Source organism: Zavarzinia sp. CC-PAN008, from assembly GCF_051903925.1.
GTDB lineage: Bacteria > Pseudomonadota > Alphaproteobacteria > Zavarziniales > Zavarziniaceae.
This window is the reverse complement of sequence record NZ_CP173678.1, coordinates 2,447,650-2,465,071: the sequence shown is the minus strand read 5'-3', so window position 1 is coordinate 2,465,071 and position 17,422 is coordinate 2,447,650. Positions and strand designations below refer to the sequence as shown.

Below are 17,422 nucleotides of genomic sequence, written 5' to 3'. Positions count from 1 at the left end.
CCGTCATGCGGCCTCGTCCAGGTGCAGCTGAAGCGCGCCCGCCCGGCCCGTCAGCTGCGGCAGGCGGAGCAGGATGCGCCGCTCTGGCAGGCCATCGATGCGCCGGCTGGCGATCGTCGTCCCGTCATGGGTCAGGCGCAAGGTTCCCCGCACGGGCCGCGCCAGCCGCACCTGGATCTCCCTGGCTGCCTCCGGCCATGGCCCGCCAACGGCAATCCGCCGCGGCACAGCCAGCCGGATCGCAGCACTCTCGACAGCCAGCGGCACGGCCTCCGCCGGATCCGGCAAACGCCCCTGAAGGCCAGCCAGCATGGCGTGGGCAGTCTGCCGTCCCTCGGCCCAACACCATCCGGCGGTATCGACCGGATGCAGGACGTTGCCCGCCGCAAAGAAGGCTGGATCGGACAGGCGACCGAACGAATCCAGCGCCGGCCCGCCGGTCGCGGCATCGCGCTCCATCACCCCGTCATGCAGCAGCGTCGCTTCCGGACGGAAGGCGCCGCTGACGATCAGGCCATCGGCCTCGACCCGCCGCTCCCCCCCGGGCCCGGCCAGGACGATCGCCTCCACCCGTTCACGCCCCAGCACGGCCTGGACCTGCGTGTCCGTGGCAAAGGGCACGCCCAACAGCAGCGGCAGCAGGGGCGACGCCGCCCAGGCCGTGGGCCGCGGCCCCGGCTCCACCATCGCCACCGGCTTGATCCCGGCATGGCGACAGGTCAGCAGGGCGGAGAAGGCGACCAGCTCCGAACCCAGGATGACCGGCCGGCGAAAGGGCCGCTGACGGTTCAGATGGACCAGGCCCTGAAGCGCGCCGGTCGACAGGACCCCGCCGGGCTTCTCCCCCCCGATCAGGCGCATGGCGCGGCTGGTCTCGCGCACCCCTGTCGCCAGCAGCACGGCCCGGCCGGCCAGGCGTCCGGGCCCGGCCGGCGTGGCAAGGTCCAGCTCTCCGCCTGCCCGCAGCGCCGTCACCGTGACGTTTGTCCGGATCTCAACCCCCGCAGCCAGCGCCCGCGCGACCAGGCGCCGGGCATAGTCGGGCCCACGCAGGATGCGGGCGAATTCGCGCATGCCGAAGGGCGGATGGCCGCAATGCCGGGGGATGCCACCCGCGTCCGCCTCCCGCTCCAGCACGACGACCGAGCGCACGCCCAGGCGCCGCAACTCGGTCGCGGCAGCCAGGCCGGCGGGCCCGGCGCCGATCACGACGACGTCGGCCTCACCCGCCTGCCCCTCAGCCATCGCCGCCCGCCAGCATGGGCTGCGCCAGGCGCCCGGCGGTCAGCCGGGCCAGCTCGGCGGAGCAGTAGAAGCCCTGGCAACGGCCCATGGTCACGCGCGTGCGCCGCTTCAGCCCGGCCAGGGAGCCCGCAGCCAATGGACCGTCGAGCGCCGCCTCGACCTCGCGCCGGGTCACGCGCTCGCAATGGCAGACGATCCCGCCATTGCCGGGCCGGCACCAGTCGCGCTTCTCCTCTGCCGACAGGGCGGGCATTGCGGGCCAGACCGGATCCGCCAACGGCTGCCGGTCGCCCTGCGCCAGGCGGGCGACATGCGCGGCGATGCCCAGTGCCGCGGTCAGGCCGGTGGAGCGAATGCCGCCAACGGTCACCAGGCCGCGGTCCAGGTCGGCGCGGATGCGATAGGCCTTGTCTTCCGTCGCCGGGCGCAGGCCGGCATAGATCGCCGTCACCTCGTGTTCCGCGAGTGCTGGCAGGATCTCTTCCGCGCGGGCGATAAGGCGACGCAGCGTGGCCTGGTCCAGCATGGCGTGGGCGCGGTCCTCCTGCTCCTCGGCCGTGGGACCGACCAGCAGGTTGCCGAACGCGGTGCGGCAGACGACGATGCCCTTCGTCACCTTGGTCGGCACCGGCAACAGGATGTGATGGGCCAGCGCCGCCGCCGGCTTGTCATAGACGACGAACTGCCCCTTGCGCGGGCGGATCGTGAACCACGCCTCCCCGGTCAGGCGCTGGTCGACCACGTCGCCATAGAGCCCGGCGGCGTTGATCACCAGGCGGGCGGCAACGGGGCCGGCCGTCGTGTCCAGGTGCCAGGTGCCATCCTGCCGCCGCCCTGCCATGAGCTCCGCTTGGCGCAGCAGGTGCGCGCCGTTGAGCAGAGCCTGGAGCAGGTAGCCATGGGCCGCCGACCACGGGTCGATCAGGCTCTCGCCCGGCACGCGGAAGCCGGCGACGACATTGCCCGACAGCTGCGGCTCCAGGTCCAGCACCTGCTGGCGGCCCAGCGCCTGCACATCGCCGACGCCGTTCGCGTGGGCCTGGGTGATCAGCCCAGGCAGAGCCGCTTCCTCGGCCTCGGTCCAGGCCAGGACCAGCGCGCCACAACGGATCAGGGGCAGGTTCAGACGCTCGTGCGCCTCCAGGTACAGGCGGTGGCCCTCCTGCATGCAGGCGAGTTCCAGCGAGTCCGGAGGCGCGTCGAAGCCGGTATGCAGGATGGCGCTGTTGCCCTTGGACGCACCGTCCAGCACGTCGGCCGCCTTTTCCAGGACAATGACCCGGGCGCCCTCCAGCGTGAACTGCCGGGCCAGCGCGCAGCCGACAATGCCGGCGCCGACGATCGCCACGTCGTGGACGATCGGGCCTTGCACCACTGCTGACCCTGCCTCGTCGCGCTGCACCGGCCGCCAGCTCCTCTCAGGGCTCGCACGTGTTGTTTCGGTCATCTATTGACTGATCGGTCATCTGTGTCAACGTGGACAGAGGCCCCTGGCTTTGCTCTCGGGCCTCCGGCATCGTGGGTGCCTGGCCATGGGGATGGCCTGGGGGGAAGGGTCGGCTGCGACCCTTGAGCAGGGGAGAGGGGATGAAGCCCCACACGCGACAGGTCCAGATCGCTGAACTGATTCAGCAGGAAGGGGAAGTGTCCGTGGAGCACCTGGCGCAGCACTTCGACGTCTCGGCCGAGACGATCCGCCGGGACCTTGCCCTGCTGTCCGAGAACGGCCAGGTGCAGAAGGTGCATGGCGGTGCCCGCCGGCCGCGGCTGATCGTCGAGGGCAGCTATGCCGAGCGCCAGGACAGCGAGGCCGCGGCCAAGGCCCGCATCGGCCGCGCCCTGGCCGACATCGTCGAACCGGGCGAGACGCTGTTCATCGACACGGGCTCGACCACGCTGGCCGCGGCGGAGTACCTGGCGGCGATCCCGCGCCTGACCATCGTCACCAATTCCTGGCGCCTGGCCGAGCGGATGGCCCAGGCGGGATCGGACGCCGCCATCTACCTGCTGGGCGGACGCTATAACGGCGACAATGCCCAGACGACCGGCACCCTGGCGACCGAGCAGGTGCGCGCATTCCAGGCCGACCGGGCGGTGCTGACGGTCGCCGCGATCTGGCCCGATATCGGCGCCATGGATGCCAGTTTCGAGGAGGCGCAGGTCGCGCGCGCCATGATCGCCAACGCCCGCAGCCTGACCGTCCTTGCCGACCACACCAAGTTCGGCCGGCGGGCCGCCTTTTCGGTCTGCGCCTGTGGCGAGATCGACCAGCTGGTCAGCGACCCGCAGCTCGACCGGCAGAATCGCGATGCATTGACCAGACTGGGGGTTGAGGTATGGGGTTGAGGGGGAGTTGCGGGCCCGCGCGGGGGTGTCCATGCGCGGCGTGATCGGAACCTATGTCCGCGTGACGGACGCGCTGTCGGACTATGTCGGCTATCTCGCCGCGTCGCTGATCTTCGTCATGGGCGCCGTGCTGATGTTCGACGCCTTTACCCGCAACGTGATCCAGATGCCGGTGCATTGGGCGATCGAACTGACCCAGTTCACCTTGGCCGCCTATTACTTCATGGGCGGCGCCTTCACGCTCAAGAACAATGAACATGTCCGGATGGACCTGTTCTATTCAAACCTTTCCGACAAGGGCAAGGCCAGGATGGACCTGCTGACCATCGGCTGCCTGATCTTCTACCTGGGCGTGCTGCTGTCCGGTGCCATCGCCAGCCTGGAATACGCGATCGCCACGAACGAGAAGCGCTTCTCGATCTGGAACCCGTCGGTGATCCCGATCAAGGCGCTGATGGTCGCCTGCCTGGTCCTGATGCTGATGCAGGCGGTCGCCCTGGTCTTCAAGCACATCGCGACCCTGCGCGGGGGGCCGGCGCGATGACCTATGAGATGATCGCGCTGCTGATGTTCGCGTCGATGGTGGTCCTGCTGACCACCGGGCAGCGCGTCTTCGCGGCGATCGGCTTCGTCGCCAGCGGTGCTGCCCTGCTGCTCTACGGACCTGGGGCGATCGAACTGCCGTTCAACCAGGTCTTCAAGCTGTTCAACTGGTACGCCATGCTGACTTTGCCCATGTTCATCTACATGGGCTACATCCTGGCGGAATCCGGGATCGCCGAAGACCTGTACAAGATGCTGCACGTCTGGTTCGGGCGAATACCAGGCGGGCTGGCCATCGGCACCATCTTCCTGATGGTCATCATCTCGGCCATGAATGGCCTGTCGGTTGCCGGCATGGCGATCGGCGCCACCATCGCCCTGCCCGAGATGCTGCGCCGCGGCTATGACAAGGTGCTGATCTCGGGCGTGGTCCAGGGTGGCTCCTCCCTCGGCATCCTGATCCCGCCCTCCGTCGTCCTCGTGCTCTATGGCATGATCGCGCGCGCGCCGGTGTCGAAGCTGTGGTTCGCCGGCGTCTTCCCCGGCCTGATCATGGCCAGCCTATTCGTCATCTACATCCTGATCCGCGCCAAGCTGAACCCGAAGCTGGCGCCGACCGTGTCCGACGAAGAGCTGAACATGCCGTTCAGCGAGAAGCTCGCTTTGGCTCGGGCTGGCATCATCCCGTTCGCGATCTTCTTCTTCATGACCGGCCTGTTCGTCTTCGGCTATACCAGCCTAGTCGAAAGCTCGGCCGTGGGTGCCACCTGTGCGACCCTCGCGGCAGTCGTGAAGGGTCGCTTTACCTGGCGGCTGGTGCGCGAGACCGCAGTCAAGACGCTCGGCATCTCGTGCATGTTCCTGTGGCTGATCCTGGCGGCGCTGGCGTTCGGCGCCGTGTTCGACGGCCTGGGGGCTGTCAAGGCGATCGAGTTCCTGTTCATCCAGCAATGGGACCTGTCGCCCTGGACCATCATCATCATGATGCAGGTCAGCTTCATCATCATGGGGATGTTCCTGGACGACACGGCGATGCTCGTGATCGTGGCGCCGCTCTATGTGCCATTGGTCAAGCTTCTGGACCTGGGCTTCGACAACCAGCTGATCTGGTTCGGCATCCTGTACACAATTACTTGCCAGATCGCCTACATCACGCCGCCGTTCGGCTACAACCTGTTCCTGATGCGGTCGATGGCGCCGAAAGAGATCACACTGGTCGACATCTACAAGTCGATCTGGCCCTTCGTCACGATCATGATCATCACGATCGCCCTGGTCATGATCTTCCCGCAGATCGCCTTGTGGCTGCCGGAGAACATGAACGTGAGAGGCTAAGAGCAAGGAGTGGGCCGCCCGGCCTCACTTCAGGGGAGTTCGTCTCGTACAACCGGAGGGGTAGACATGAGCGAAGACACCAAAGACACCAAGGCGGCCTGCCCGTCGGAGCAGATCCTGGCCTCGCGCCGCAACTTCCTGGGCAAGGCCGGCCTGGCGGCGGCCGGCGTTGCCGCCGCGTCCACCTTCCCGGCCCCGGCCGTGCTGGCCCAGACCGGGCCGATCAAGTGGCGCCTGCAGACCTATTCCGGCGCACCCCTGGGCGCGCACGTGATCAAGCCGCAGATCGAAGCCTTCAACAAGGCGGCGAACGGCGAGATGGTCATCGAGCTCTACTACGCCGACCAGCTGGTCCCCACCGCCGACCTGTTCCGCGCGCTGCAGAGCGGCGCCCTGGATGCGGTGCAGTCGGACGAGGCGACGATGGCGTCGCCCGTCGACATCGCGGTGTTCGGCGGCTACTTCCCGTTCGCCACCCGCTACAGCCTGGATGTTCCGGCCCTGTTCCAGTACTACGGCCTGAAGGAGATCTGGCAGGAAGCCTATTCCGAGGTCGAGAACGTCACCTGGCTGTCGACCGGCGCCTGGGACCCGCTCCACATCTTCACCACCAACAAGGCGATCCGCTCCCTCGCCGACATGCAGGGCCTGCGCGTGTTCGGCGTGCCGACGGCGGGCAAGTTCCTGTCGCGCTACGGCCTGGTGCCGGTGACGATCCCCTGGGACAATGTCGAGGTGGCGCTGCAGACGGGCGAACTGGACGGCGTGGCCTGGTGCGGCTTCACCGAGGCCTACGAAGTGGGCTGGGCCGACGTGTGCAAGTATGCGCTCAACAACTCGGTCACGGGCGCGTGGTTCGGCAGCTATTTCGCCAATACGCCCAGCTGGAACAAGGTGCCGCCGCATCTCCAGGAGCTGTTCAAGATCACCATCGACCAGTCGCACTATTATCGTGACGTCTGGTACTGGGGTGGCGAGGCCAAGCTGCGCGTCGAGGGCAAGAAGATGGAGCTGACCCAGCTCTCGAACGAGGACTGGGCGACCGTGCTCAAGGACTCGGAAAGCTTCTGGGACGAGATCGCGGCGTCCAGCCCCCGCGCGGGCAAGGTCGTGGCCGCCTTCAAGCAGTATGCCGACACCATGCAGAAGGCCGGCTATCCCTATCGATAAGCCGAATGACTGATCGGTTCCGATCCTCGCGGTACCACTATCCACCTACGTCCCCCGGTTTATCCGGGGGACCCATGGGCCAACTGTTGAGCCGTTGGAACTGGTGGTTGATGGGTGCGCCGGATAAACCGGCGCACATGGGGCATTGGTGTGCTCGGCAGCCGGTAGCGCGGCGCGCCTAAACCGTCTGCAGGAATGCCGCGGTGGCTGCGATGACGGCCTGCGGCTGGTCGCGGTGGGGGGCATGGGCGCAGTCGTCGAGGATCAGGCGCTGCACCGGGCCGGCGACGCCGTGCTCCACCTCCCGCACCTGCTCCAGCGTGCCGTATTCGTCCTCCGCCCCCTGGATCACCAGAACCGGGCAGCGCACGTCCGACAGCAGCGGGCGCAGGTCCCAGTCGCGGAAACTGTCGCGCAGCCAGGCATCGCACCAGCCCTGGAAGGCGCCGTCGACATCCGCATGGTGTCGCGCCAAGCGCGCCCGCAGGTCCCCCGCCACATAGGCATCGCGGGTCGCGGCGATGCTCGCAATGCTCAGATCCTCGACCATCACATGCGGCGCTTCCAGAACCAGGGCACTGACACGGTCCGGGAACAGGCTGGCGAAGATCAGCGCGATCGACGCCCCGTCGCTATGGCCGAACAGCACGGGCCTTGCCACCGCCTCGAGATCGAGCAGCGCCGGCAGGGCCACCTCCGCCTCGTCATGCATGTAGCGATCGGGCCGCGGCAGGGTCGCTTGCGGCGACGCGCCATAGCCCGTCCGGGAATAGACCAGGCCCAGGCGGCCTGCCGCCGTGCACAGGCGTTCGGGAAAATCCCGCCACAGGCGGGCCGAGCCCAGCCCCTCATGCAGGAAGACGATGGGCGTGCCCGCGCGCGGGCCGACCCAGTACCGTTCCAGAAGCGCCGCGTCCATCCTGAACACCGTGAATGCACTATGTTGCATATTCTGATGCCTGCACGCTAAGCTCCCATCAAGCGGCCCGGCGGACAAGGCCGCACGAACAAGACCGCAAACACAGGGAGATGCGCCGTGCAGCCTGCACGTTCCGTGGCGGATCCGATCGAGGCCCCGACGCCGGCCAATTCCGGTGCCGGCCTCTACAACGCGGCCGACGACCTGCTGGGCCGCAACCTGAAGGCGGGCCGCGCGGACAAGGTGGCGATTGTCGACGCCGGGGGCAGCCACACCTATGGCGCGCTGGCGGCGGCGGTGGAGCGCTGTGCCGGGGGCCTGCTGGGCCTGGGCCTGGAGCCGGAACAGCGGGTGGTCCTGGCCATGCTCGACAGCGTCGAGTTCCCCGTGGCCTTCCTGGGCGCGATCCGGGCGGGCCTGGTCCCCGTGCCGCTCAACACGCTGCTGACGCCGGACGACTATGTCTACATGGTGCAGGACAGCAGGGCGCGCGCGCTGGTCGTCTCGGCCGCGCTGCTGCCGGTGCTGGGGCCAGCCATCGCGGCGTCACCCTGGCTGCGCCACGTCATCGTGGCGGGCGCCGGGCCAGAGGCGGGCCACACCACGCTGGATGCGGTAGTCGCGGGCGCCGCGCCGCTGCGCACGCCCTGCCCCACCCGCGCCGACGATCCCTGCCTGTGGCTCTATTCGAGCGGCTCCACCGGCGCGCCGAAGGGGACGGTCCACGTCCAGTCCAGCCTGGCCGCGACCGCCGACACGTTCGGCGCCCAGGTCCTGGGCCTGACCCAGGACGATGTCGTCTTTTCCGCCGCCAAGCTGTTCTTCGCCTATGGCCTGGGCAATTCCCTGACCTTTCCCTTCGCGGTCGGGGCCACGGCTGTGCTGCTGGCCGAGCGGCCGACACCTGAAGCGGTCGTGCGGATGCTCACCGCGCACCGGCCGACGATCTTCTGCGGCGTGCCCACGCTCTATGCCGGGCTGCTGGCCAGCGGCCTGCTGCCGCCGCGCGGCGGCCTGAACCTGCGGCTGTGCACCTCCGCGGGCGAGGCGCTGCCCCCGGATGTCGGCCATCGCTGGACCGCGGCCACGGGGACGGAGATCCTGGACGGCATCGGTTCGACCGAGATGCTGCACATCTTCATCGCCAACCGGCCCGGCCAGGTCCGCTACGGTACCAGCGGCAAGCCCGTGCCTGGCTACGAGGCGCGCCTGCTGGACGATGCCGGCGGCCCCGTGGCCGAGGGCGAGATCGGCGAGCTCCAGGTCCGCGGGCCCAGCGCCGCCGCCTTCTACTGGTGCCAGCGCGAGAAAAGCCGCGCGACCTTCCTGGGCCCCTGGACGCGCACGGGGGACAAGTATCTGCGCGATCCGGACGGCTATTATGTTTTCTGCGGTCGCTCCGACGACATGCTCAAGGTGGGCGGCATCTTCGTCTCCCCCTTCGAGGTGGAAGCCGCGCTGTCCGCCTCGCCCGACGTGCTGGAGGCGGCGGTGATCGGGCGCGAGGATCCGGACGGCCTGGTCAAGCCGATGGCCTTCGTCGTGCCACGCCCCGGCATCGCGCCGGACGAAGCGCTGGAGGCGCGGCTCAAGGCCTTCGTGAAGGAGCGGCTGGCGCCCTACAAGTACCCTCGCTGGATCGAATTCCTGGACGAACTGCCCAAGACCGCCACCGGCAAGATCCAGCGCTTCAAGCTGCGCGGCTGAGGCCGCCGCCCGCGCCGCCGATGGCGCCCCCCGCAGGTCAGGCGTCGATGGCGTGGGCGGCGTGCCAGTCCCGGATCCAGGCGACCGCCACATCCTCCGGCATCTCGCCCGAGGAGGCGTCGAGGATCAGCACCTCGCCCAGGCGCGTGGCACCCAGGTCGCGCAGCAACGCGTCGAAGCGCAGGCCCCCTGCGCAATAGGTCTCGGCATAGGTCCGATCGCCCAGGGCGATGACGGCGAAGCGCAGGCCCGACAGGTCGGGCCGCGTCGCCTCCAGGCTCTCGACCAGGGCGCGGGCATTGTCGGGCACGTCACCCTGGCCATAGGTCGACGTGCAAACCAGGAGCGGGCTGGCGCCGGCCAGGGCCTCGACCCCGACCGCCTCCATCGCCAGGACGGTCGGCGCATGGCCCAGGTCCTGCAGCGCGTCGGCGACGTCGCGCGCGACCAGTTCGGCCGTCCCCGTCATGGTGCCGACAAGTATGGTCAGCGGTCGCGTCATTATCCCGGTTCCTTTTGGCGCCGTGGTCCAGTCATAATACGCCCCTCCATGTCGTGCAATATAATGCAGCATGCCCGCACGCGCCGACCCCAGCCAACCCGAACAGACCCCTGACGGACAGGGTGACGACGCGGCCTATCTGCGCCGCCTGGGCGAGCGGGTGCGCGAGGCACGTGCCCGGCGGGGCATGACGCGGCGCATCCTGGCGCGCGATTCGAACGTCTCCGAACGCTATCTGGCGCAGCTGGAGGGCGGCACCGGCAACGGCTCCATCCTCCTGCTGCGCCAGGTGGCGCGCGCCATGAACGTGACGCTGGAGGACCTGGTGCGCGACGGGCCCGACTGGCCGATGGAGCTGGACCTGCTGGTGCGCGGCCTGGCCGCCTTGCCCGCGGAGGACCTGGCGCGCGCGCGGGCCGCCCTGGCGGACGCGCTGGGCCCCTCGCCCGTGGCCGAGCGGACTCGCCTGATCGCCCTGGTGGGCCTGCGGGGTGCGGGGAAGTCCACGCTCGGGCGCCGGCTTGCGACGGCGCTGGGCAGGCCATTCGTGGAACTGGACGAGGCCGTGGCCGTGGCCGCCGGCCTGTCGCTGGGCGAGTTGCTGGACCTCTATGGCCAGGCCACCTATCGCCGCTATGAGCGCCAGTGCCTGGAGGACCTGATCGCCGCCGACCAGCCGGTGGTGATCGCCACCGGCGGCAGCATCGTCGCCGAGGCCGCGACCTTCGAACGCCTGCTGGGCTGCTGCTGCACCATCTGGATCAAGGCAGCGCCGGAGGAGCACATGGGCCGCGTCGTGGCCCAAGGCGATTTCCGCCCGATGGCGGAGGTGCCGCAGGCGATGGCCGACCTGAAGCGCATCCTGGCCAGCCGCACCAGCCTCTATGCCCGGGCCGACGCCATTGTCGACACCACGGGCCGGCAGCCGGACGACAGCTTCGCCACCCTGCTGGCGGCGGTTCAGTCCCGCCTGGGCCCATAGCTGCATTATATTGCACATTTTGCTGGTACACACTGTTCGGCGGCGATAGAGTGCGTCCGGCAACAATGCTGCCAGGGAGGCCGCCGCCGGTGTTCACGTTCGATACCAGCCCCGAACGCTATCGCCACTGGCGCCTGGACGTGGCCGGCCGCATCGCAACGCTGGTCCTGGATGTGGACGAGGAGGGCGGGCTCAAGCCCGGCTACAAGCTCAAGCTCAATTCCTATGACCTGGGCGTCGATATCGAGCTGAACGACGCGCTGAACCGAATCCGCTTCGAACACCCGCAGGTCGCCTGCGTGGTGCTGACCAGCGGCAAGGCGCGCATGTTCTGCTCTGGCGCCAACATCTACATGCTCGGCACCTCATCCCACGCGTGGAAGGTGAACTTCTGCAAGTTCACGAACGAGACGCGCAACGGCATGGAGGATTCGAGCCGCCATTCGGGCCTGAAGTTCCTGGCCGCCCTGAATGGTGCCACGGCCGGCGGCGGGTACGAGGTGGCGCTGGCCTGCGACGAGATCGTCATGGTGGACGACCGCTCCACGACGGTCAGCCTGCCGGAGGTGCCGCTGCTGGGCGTGCTGCCCGGCACCGGCGGCCTGACCCGCCTGACCGACAAGCGCAAGGTGCGGCGTGACCTGGCCGACGTCTTCTGCACCACGGCCGAAGGGGTGCGCGCCGACCGGGCGCGGGCCTGGAACCTGGTCGATCACACGGCACCGCCGGCCCGCTTTGCCGAGGTGGTGCAGGCGCGTGCCGAAGCCCTGGCCGAGCACAGCATCCGCCCGGCCGAGGCAACGGGGGTCGCCCTGCCGCCCCTGGCGCGCACGATCCATGACGGCGGCCTGACCTATCCCCATGTCGACGTCGCCATCGACGCGTCAGGCCGCCTCGCCACGCTGACGGTCAAGGGCCCCGCAGCGGATGAGGCAGCAGACCTGCAGGCCATCGTGGCCCGCGGTGCGGACTGGTGGCCGCTCGCCATGGCCCGGGAACTGGACGACGCCATCCTGATGTTGCGCCTCAACCATGGCGACATCGGCACCCTGGTGCTGGAGACAGAGGGCGATGCAAGCGCCGTCCTGGCCCAGGATGCCGCCCTGCATGCCCATGCCGACCACTGGTTCGTGCGCGAGACGGTGGGACTGCTGCGCCGGACGCTGGCCCGCCTCGACGTCTCCTCGCGCAGCCTGATCGCGCTGGCGCGGCCCACGTCCTGCTTCGCGGGCCTGCTGGCCGAGTTGCTGTTCGCCGCCGACCGCTCCTACATGGCGCAGTCGCTGGAGGGGGCCAATGCCGGCGCCACGCTGGCGCTCAGCCCGTCCAGCTTCGGCCCTTTCCCCATGGTCAACGGCCTGACCCGCCTCGCCAACCGCTTCTGCGAACGGCCAGAGCCCGTGGCCCAGGCACAGGCCGCCATCGGCCGAACGCTGGGGCCGGAGGAGGCCCTGGGGCTTGGCCTCGTCACCTTCGCCCCCGACGAGCTGGACTGGGAGGACGAGGTGCGCCTGGCGCTGGAGGAACGCGCCAGCCTGTCGCCCGATGCCCTGACCGCGATGGAGGCGAACCTGCGCTTCGCCGGGGCAGAGACGATGGAAACACGCATCTTCGGCCGCCTCTCGGCCTGGCAGAACTGGGTGTTCCAGCGACCCAATGCCGTGGGGGACAAGGGCGCACTCAAGGTCTACGGATCCGGCGCCAAGGCGCACTTCGATTGGGAGAGGGTGTGAGCATGGACGCGACCTACGCCGAGCGCATTCCCAATAATGTCGACCTGGGCAGCGACCGCGCCCTGCAGCGCGCGCTGGAACACTGGCAGCCGCGCTTCCTGACCTGGTGGCAGGAAATGGGACCGGAGCGGTACCAGGATGCCGAGATCTATCTGCGCACCGCGACGAGCGTCGATGCCAAGGGCTGGGCCACCTATGGCCATGTCCGCATGCCCGACTATCGCTGGGGCATCTTCCTGGCGGAGCGGCAGGCCGATCCCCGCATCGGCTTTGGCGACCTCTATGGCCAGCCCGCCTGGCAGAGCGTGCCGGGCGAGCATCGCAACGCCCTGCGTCGCCTGATCGTAACGCAAGGCGACACGGAACCGGCATCGGTCGAGCAGCAGCGCCTGCTGGGCCTCACCGCCCCCTCCCTCTACGACCTGCGCAACCTGTTCCAGGTGAACGTGGAGGAGGGGCGCCACCTGTGGGCGATGGTCTACCTGCTGCACGCCTTCTTCGGCCGCGACGGGCGCGAGGAGGCGGAGGAACTGCTGGCGCGTCATTCGGGCGATGCCGAGCGGCCGCGCATCCTGGGCACGTTCAACGAGCCGATCAGCGACTGGCTCTCGTTCTTCATGTTCACCTACTTCACCGACCGCGACGGCAAGTTCCAGCTGAAGTCGCTGGCCGAAAGCGGCTTCGATCCCCTCGCCCGGACCTGCCGCTTCATGCTGACCGAGGAAGCGCACCACATGTTCGTGGGCGATACCGGCATCGCCCGCATCATCAAGCGCACGACCGAGGTCATGCACGAGTTGAAGACCAAGGATCCGGCGGCGATCCGCGCCGCGGGCGCCATCGACCTGCCCACGGTGCAGCGCTACCTCAATTTCTGGTTCTCCTCCTCCCTCGACCTGTTCGGCTCCGAAGTCTCCTCCAACGCCGCCGCCGGCTTTGCCGCGGGGCTGAAGGGCCGGCCGGACGAGAGCGCTTACGCCGACCATGTCGCGGCCGACGCCACCTTCCAGGTCGAGCGGCCCGATGGCCAGGGTGGCGTCACGGTGCAGGAGGTTGCGCTGCGCACCGCGATGAACGAGGTGATGCGGGAATCCTATGTGAAGGACTGCGCCATCGGCGTCGTCCGCTGGAACCGCAGCCTGAAGCGGGCCGGTGTCGATTTCGAGCTGACCCTGCCCTCGACGCGCTTCCGCCGCACCATCGGCGCCTGGGCCAATCTGCCCGTCGATCCCGCCGGCAACCTGATCCCGGCGGAACAGTTCGCGGCCCGCAGCCCGCACTGGCTGCCGTCCGATGCCGACCGCGCCTTCATCACCAGCCTGATGCAGCCGGTGACCGAGGTCGGCAAGATGGCCTCCTGGATCGCCCCGCCAGAGCGCGGCATCAACAACATGGCCGTCGACTACGCCTATGTCCGGCCCGCATGACCCTGCGGGTGGCGATCGTCGGCGCCGGCCCGGCAGGGTGCTATGCGGCGGAGCGGCTGGCCGCGGCCTCGCCCGGCATCGCGCTCGACCTCTATGATCGCGCAGCCGAACCCTATGGCCTGATCCGCCGTGGTGTTGCCCCCGATCATGTCGGGACAAAGGCCGTCACGCGCATCTTCGACCGCCTGTTCCAGCGCGGGACTGCCCGCTTCCATGGCGGGCACGAACTGGGCCGCACGCTCGACCTGGACGCCCTGCGTCGCAGCCACGACGCGGTGATCCTGGCGACCGGCGCGCCCCATGACCGCCGCCTGGGGATTGCGGGAGAGGATCTGGCCAACGTCGTGCCATCAGGTCGCTTTGCCGCCTGGGCCAACGGGGTGGACGGGTCCGGCCCCGATCTCTCGACCGCAACCCACGCCACCGTCGTCGGCCACGGCAATGTCGGCCTCGACGTAGTCCGTCTGCTCGCCAAGTCGGCTGCCGAACTGGCCGCCGTCCCCCTGGCCGATCCGGTGCGGGCGGCCCTCTCGGCCTCGCGCCTCTCCCGGATCGACTGGCTGGGCCGCGGCGGACCGGATGCCATGAAGACGTCGCCCGAACTGTTGGCCGAACTGGCCCGGCTGGAGCGGGCGAACGTCAGCTGCGACGGCGCGCCCCCCCCAGCCTTGGCGCCGATCCTGGGCCGCAATCCCGGCGCGCCCGTGACCATAGCGCTGCGTTTCGGCACCACCCCGCGCGCGTTCTCGGGCGACGGCCGCGTGCGCAACGTCGTCCTCGACGGAGCCCAGGCCACGGACCTCGTCGTGACCGCGATCGGCCATCGTTCGGAGAGCGTCTGCGGCCTGCCCCACGACGGCACGGCCCTCGTCAATGACGGCGGCCGGATAGCTCCCGGCCTCTGGTGCATCGGCTGGATCGCCCGCGGTCCCAGCGGCACGATCCCCCAGAACCGCGCCGACGCCCAGGCCCTCGCCACCCGCATCCTGGCGGAATGCAGCCCGTGGACAGGCCAACCCCTCCCCGCTCATTCCCGCGAAAGCGGGAATCCTGAGCCCCAGGCGCGGGTCCGTGTGGCCCCTGGATCCCCGCTTTCGCAGGGATGAGCGGATCCTTGGGTTCAATGCTGCCGGCAAATCCCGCCAGGATTGTCACTCCCGCCGCGGGTCACACCGGCGCCAACCTCTGTCCCACGGCACTTGGCCCGGACAGGAGGACGGCATGCAGAACCCCGTTGTCACGCGCGCGGACTGGCTCAAGGCCAGGATCGACCTGCTGGAGGAGGAAAAGGCCTTTACCCGGGCGCGCGATGCGCTGACGCGCAAGCGCATGGCCCTGCCCTGGGTCCGCGTCGAGACGGACTATGCCTTCGACACGCCCACGGGCCGCAAGATGCTGGCGGGCCTGTTCGACGGCCGGTCGCAGCTCATCGTCTATCACTTCATGCTGGGGCCGGGCTGGGCCGAGGGGTGCAAGTCCTGCTCGTTCTGGGCCGACAATTTCGACCGCATCCCGGTCCACCTGGCGCACCGGGACGTCACCTTCACCGCGATTTCCCGCGCACCGCTGGACGAGATCGAGGCCTATCGCCGCCGCATGGGGTGGACCTTTCCCTGGGCGTCCTCGGCGCCAAGCGACTTCAACTACGATGTCGGCGCGTCGTTCACGGACGCGCAGGTGGCGGCCCGCGCGCCACTCTACAATTTCGGCCTGCAGACCCCGGGCACGACCGATCTGCCCGGGATCAGCGTCTTTGCCCGCGATGAATCAGGCGCCGTGTTCCACACCTATTCGACCTTCGCGCGGGGGATCGACATGATGAACGGCGCCTATCACTACCTGGACCTTGTGCCAAAGGGTCGGGACGAGGATGACCTCGCCTTCACCATGGAATGGGTGCGGCGCCACGACCAGTACGGGACCTGAGCGCGATGCAGGCGGGTGCCTTGCCCGACCGCCTGGCGCTGGCGGCGGCGCCGACGTTCACGCTGATGGCGCTGCTGGGTGCGGCGGGCGGAGGGCCCGACCTTTGCCTGTCCGCGTCCCCCTTCGACTCGATGCCCGTGATGTACGGGCTGATGGCGCTGTTCCACGCTGGCCCCTGGCTGCGCCGCGTCCGCCGGCTCAGGCAAAGCTTTCGCGACGCAGGCGATGCTTCTCCATGCGGTAGCGCATCGTATCGCGGGAGATGCCCAGGACCTGGGCAGCCAGGGTGACGTTGCCCTGGTGCTGCTGCAGCGCCTGCACGATCAGGTCGCGTTCGACCGCCTGGAGCGAGGCACCGGCCGGCGCCACCTCGCCCGTCCGGGCCTGCAGCGGCGGCGGCTCGCGAAGGGCCAGGTCGTCCGGCTTGATCGTGTCGCCCACGGTCAGCAGGGCGGCCTGTTCCATCACGTTCCGCAGTTCGCGCACGTTGCCGGGCCAGGAATGACGGGCAAGCGCCGCAAGCGCCTCCGCACTGATGGTGATGCCGGGCCGGCCATAGCGACGGCGATGCTCGGCCAGGAAGTGCTCCGCCAGCAGGGCGATGTCGTCGCCCCGCTCGCGCAGGGGCGGCACCGGCACGCTGAGCCCGCGCAGGCGATAGAACAGGTCGGCGCGGAACTCACCGGAATGGGCGCGATCCTCGATCGCGACATTGGTCGCCGCGACGAAGCGCACGTCGATCGTCCGCTCGCGCACCGCACCCAGCGGGCGCAGGCGATAGTCCTCAAGCACCTTCAGAAGCTTGGCCTGGACCGCCAGCGGCATCTCGCCGATCTCGTCCAGGAACAGAGTCCCGCCGTCGGCCGACTGGATCAGGCCGATGCGCCGCTCGCGCGCGTCGGTAAACGCGCCCTTCTCGTGCCCGAACAGTTCGGACTCGATCAGGTGCTCCGGCAGCGCGGCGCAGTTGATCTCCACGAACGGCCCGGCGCGGCGGGCACTGTCGAAGTGCAGGGCGCGGGCGACCAGTTCCTTGCCCGTGCCCGTCTCGCCAGTGATCAGGACCGGCGGCGGCGGCCCTTCCACCTGGCGGGCCTGCATCGCCACGATTTGCGCGATGCGCTGCTTCATCGCGGCCATGGGGGCGGAGGTGCCGATGACCTGGCTGACCCCGCTCATGCGCTCCTCGCGCCGGCGGTAATAGGCCAGCGACTCCTCGGCCTGGGTCCGGCTCAGCAGGCGGTCGACCAGCAGGCCGACCTCGTCCAGCGCCATCGGCTTGGTCAGGTAGTCGTCGCAGCCCCGCTTCATCGCGTCGACCGCGACGCCGACCCCGCCATGGGCGGTGATCATGACGATCTTGGTCGCGTGGTCGGTTTCGCGGATCGCGCCGATCAGCTCCAGCCCCGTGCCGTCCGGCAGGCTGTAGTCGGTCAGGACCAGGTCGGGCGCCAGCTGGGCATAGAGCGTGCGCCCCTCGGCCAAAGTTGCCGCGATGCTCGCCTGGTGGCCGCGGCGCTCCAGGAAGCGCGCCAGGTTGCGCGCCAGCAGGCTCTCGTCCTCGACGATCAGGATCGAAGCGGCCAT

At 69.1% G+C, this 17,422-nt stretch carries 15 protein-coding genes; 10 read left to right on the top strand and 5 right to left on the bottom strand.

Annotated elements, in window-relative coordinates:
- Positions 1-3: 3 nt before the first annotated feature.
- Entirely contained in the window at positions 4-1,245 is a 1,242-nt protein-coding gene (locus ACI6GS_RS11615) for an NAD(P)/FAD-dependent oxidoreductase (protein WP_439813607.1), read from the bottom strand.
- Complete coding sequence (locus tag ACI6GS_RS11610) at positions 1,238-2,647, bottom strand: NAD(P)/FAD-dependent oxidoreductase (RefSeq protein ID WP_439813606.1); 1,410 nt, start codon at positions 2,645-2,647, stop codon at positions 1,238-1,240. The genes ACI6GS_RS11615 and ACI6GS_RS11610 overlap by 8 nt, the downstream gene beginning before the upstream one ends.
- 185 nt (positions 2,648-2,832) lie before the next feature.
- Between ACI6GS_RS11610 and ACI6GS_RS11605 the strand changes: the two genes are divergently transcribed.
- The 4 genes from ACI6GS_RS11605 (at position 2,833) to dctP (ending at position 6,639) form a co-directional block, all read left to right on the top strand.
- Complete coding sequence (locus tag ACI6GS_RS11605; protein ID WP_439813605.1) at positions 2,833-3,591, top strand: DeoR/GlpR family DNA-binding transcription regulator; 759 nt, start codon at positions 2,833-2,835, stop codon at positions 3,589-3,591.
- 31 nt (positions 3,592-3,622) lie between these two features.
- The gene (locus tag ACI6GS_RS11600) at positions 3,623-4,135 is read left to right on the top strand and encodes a TRAP transporter small permease subunit (RefSeq protein ID WP_439813604.1); all 513 of its coding nucleotides are present in this window, start codon (positions 3,623-3,625) and stop codon (positions 4,133-4,135) included.
- The gene (locus ACI6GS_RS11595; RefSeq protein ID WP_439813603.1) at positions 4,132-5,469 is read left to right on the top strand and encodes a TRAP transporter large permease; all 1,338 of its coding nucleotides are present in this window, start codon (positions 4,132-4,134) and stop codon (positions 5,467-5,469) included. The genes ACI6GS_RS11600 and ACI6GS_RS11595 overlap by 4 nt, the downstream gene beginning before the upstream one ends.
- A gap of 66 nt (positions 5,470-5,535) precedes the next feature.
- Positions 5,536-6,639, top strand: a complete 1,104-nt coding sequence (dctP, locus tag ACI6GS_RS11590; RefSeq protein WP_439813602.1) for a TRAP transporter substrate-binding protein DctP — start codon at positions 5,536-5,538, stop codon at positions 6,637-6,639.
- Between the two features lie 178 nt (positions 6,640-6,817).
- Here dctP and ACI6GS_RS11585 read toward each other — a convergent pair whose 3' ends face one another.
- Complete coding sequence (locus ACI6GS_RS11585; protein ID WP_439813601.1) at positions 6,818-7,558, bottom strand: alpha/beta fold hydrolase; 741 nt, start codon at positions 7,556-7,558, stop codon at positions 6,818-6,820.
- A gap of 117 nt (positions 7,559-7,675) precedes the next feature.
- On the opposite strand from ACI6GS_RS11585, the gene ACI6GS_RS11580 reads away from it, so the two are divergent.
- Positions 7,676-9,265: a benzoate-CoA ligase family protein gene (locus ACI6GS_RS11580; protein WP_439813600.1), complete on the top strand. Its 1,590-nt coding sequence runs from the start codon at positions 7,676-7,678 to the stop codon at positions 9,263-9,265.
- 37 nt (positions 9,266-9,302) lie between these two features.
- Here ACI6GS_RS11580 and ACI6GS_RS11575 read toward each other — a convergent pair whose 3' ends face one another.
- Positions 9,303-9,767 carry a flavodoxin domain-containing protein gene (locus ACI6GS_RS11575; protein WP_439813599.1) on the bottom strand — a complete coding sequence of 155 codons (465 nt, stop codon included), beginning with the start codon at positions 9,765-9,767 and terminating at the stop codon, positions 9,303-9,305.
- A gap of 70 nt (positions 9,768-9,837) precedes the next feature.
- On the opposite strand from ACI6GS_RS11575, the gene ACI6GS_RS11570 reads away from it, so the two are divergent.
- The 5 genes from ACI6GS_RS11570 to ACI6GS_RS11550 all read left to right on the top strand — a co-directional run bounded on the left by ACI6GS_RS11570 (position 9,838) and on the right by ACI6GS_RS11550 (position 15,835).
- Positions 9,838-10,749: a helix-turn-helix transcriptional regulator gene (locus ACI6GS_RS11570; protein WP_439813598.1), complete on the top strand. Its 912-nt coding sequence runs from the start codon at positions 9,838-9,840 to the stop codon at positions 10,747-10,749.
- 89 nt (positions 10,750-10,838) lie between these two features.
- Positions 10,839-12,482: a 2,3-epoxybenzoyl-CoA dihydrolase gene (gene boxC / locus ACI6GS_RS11565; protein ID WP_439813597.1), complete on the top strand. Its 1,644-nt coding sequence runs from the start codon at positions 10,839-10,841 to the stop codon at positions 12,480-12,482.
- A gap of 2 nt (positions 12,483-12,484) precedes the next feature.
- Positions 12,485-13,909 (top strand): benzoyl-CoA 2,3-epoxidase subunit BoxB, encoded by a 1,425-nt coding sequence (gene boxB / locus ACI6GS_RS11560; RefSeq protein ID WP_439813596.1) that lies wholly within the window; start codon positions 12,485-12,487, stop codon positions 13,907-13,909.
- On the top strand, positions 13,906-15,015 hold the full coding sequence (locus tag ACI6GS_RS11555) for an FAD-dependent oxidoreductase (RefSeq protein WP_439813595.1): 1,110 nt from the start codon (positions 13,906-13,908) through the stop codon (positions 15,013-15,015). The genes boxB and ACI6GS_RS11555 overlap by 4 nt, the downstream gene beginning before the upstream one ends.
- Before the next feature lie 115 nt (positions 15,016-15,130).
- A complete protein-coding gene (locus tag ACI6GS_RS11550) occupies positions 15,131-15,835 on the top strand; it encodes a DUF899 domain-containing protein (RefSeq protein ID WP_439813594.1) in 705 nt (234 codons plus the stop codon).
- 198 nt (positions 15,836-16,033) lie between these two features.
- Here ACI6GS_RS11550 and ACI6GS_RS11545 read toward each other — a convergent pair whose 3' ends face one another.
- Positions 16,034-17,422: a sigma-54-dependent transcriptional regulator gene (locus ACI6GS_RS11545; protein WP_439813593.1), complete on the bottom strand. Its 1,389-nt coding sequence runs from the start codon at positions 17,420-17,422 to the stop codon at positions 16,034-16,036.

Excerpts from the sequence above, each read along its gene's own strand:
- ACI6GS_RS11615 (WP_439813607.1), bottom strand. The coding sequence starts at position 1,245 with ATGGCTGAGGGGCAGGCGGGTGAGGCCGACGTCGTCGTGATCGGCGCC.
- ACI6GS_RS11605 (WP_439813605.1), top strand. The coding sequence starts at position 2,833 with ATGAAGCCCCACACGCGACAGGTCCAGATCGCTGAACTGATTCAGCAG.
- ACI6GS_RS11600 (WP_439813604.1), top strand. The coding sequence starts at position 3,623 with ATGCGCGGCGTGATCGGAACCTATGTCCGCGTGACGGACGCGCTGTCG.
- ACI6GS_RS11595 (WP_439813603.1), top strand. The coding sequence starts at position 4,132 with ATGACCTATGAGATGATCGCGCTGCTGATGTTCGCGTCGATGGTGGTC.
- dctP (WP_439813602.1), top strand. The coding sequence starts at position 5,536 with ATGAGCGAAGACACCAAAGACACCAAGGCGGCCTGCCCGTCGGAGCAG.
- ACI6GS_RS11585 (WP_439813601.1), bottom strand. The coding sequence starts at position 7,558 with ATGGACGCGGCGCTTCTGGAACGGTACTGGGTCGGCCCGCGCGCGGGC.
- ACI6GS_RS11575 (WP_439813599.1), bottom strand. The coding sequence starts at position 9,767 with ATGACGCGACCGCTGACCATACTTGTCGGCACCATGACGGGGACGGCC.
- ACI6GS_RS11570 (WP_439813598.1), top strand. The coding sequence starts at position 9,838 with ATGCCCGCACGCGCCGACCCCAGCCAACCCGAACAGACCCCTGACGGA.
- boxB (WP_439813596.1), top strand. The coding sequence starts at position 12,485 with ATGGACGCGACCTACGCCGAGCGCATTCCCAATAATGTCGACCTGGGC.
- ACI6GS_RS11555 (WP_439813595.1), top strand. The coding sequence starts at position 13,906 with ATGACCCTGCGGGTGGCGATCGTCGGCGCCGGCCCGGCAGGGTGCTAT.
- ACI6GS_RS11550 (WP_439813594.1), top strand. The coding sequence starts at position 15,131 with ATGCAGAACCCCGTTGTCACGCGCGCGGACTGGCTCAAGGCCAGGATC.
- ACI6GS_RS11545 (WP_439813593.1), bottom strand. The coding sequence starts at position 17,422 with ATGGCCGCTTCGATCCTGATCGTCGAGGACGAGAGCCTGCTGGCGCGC.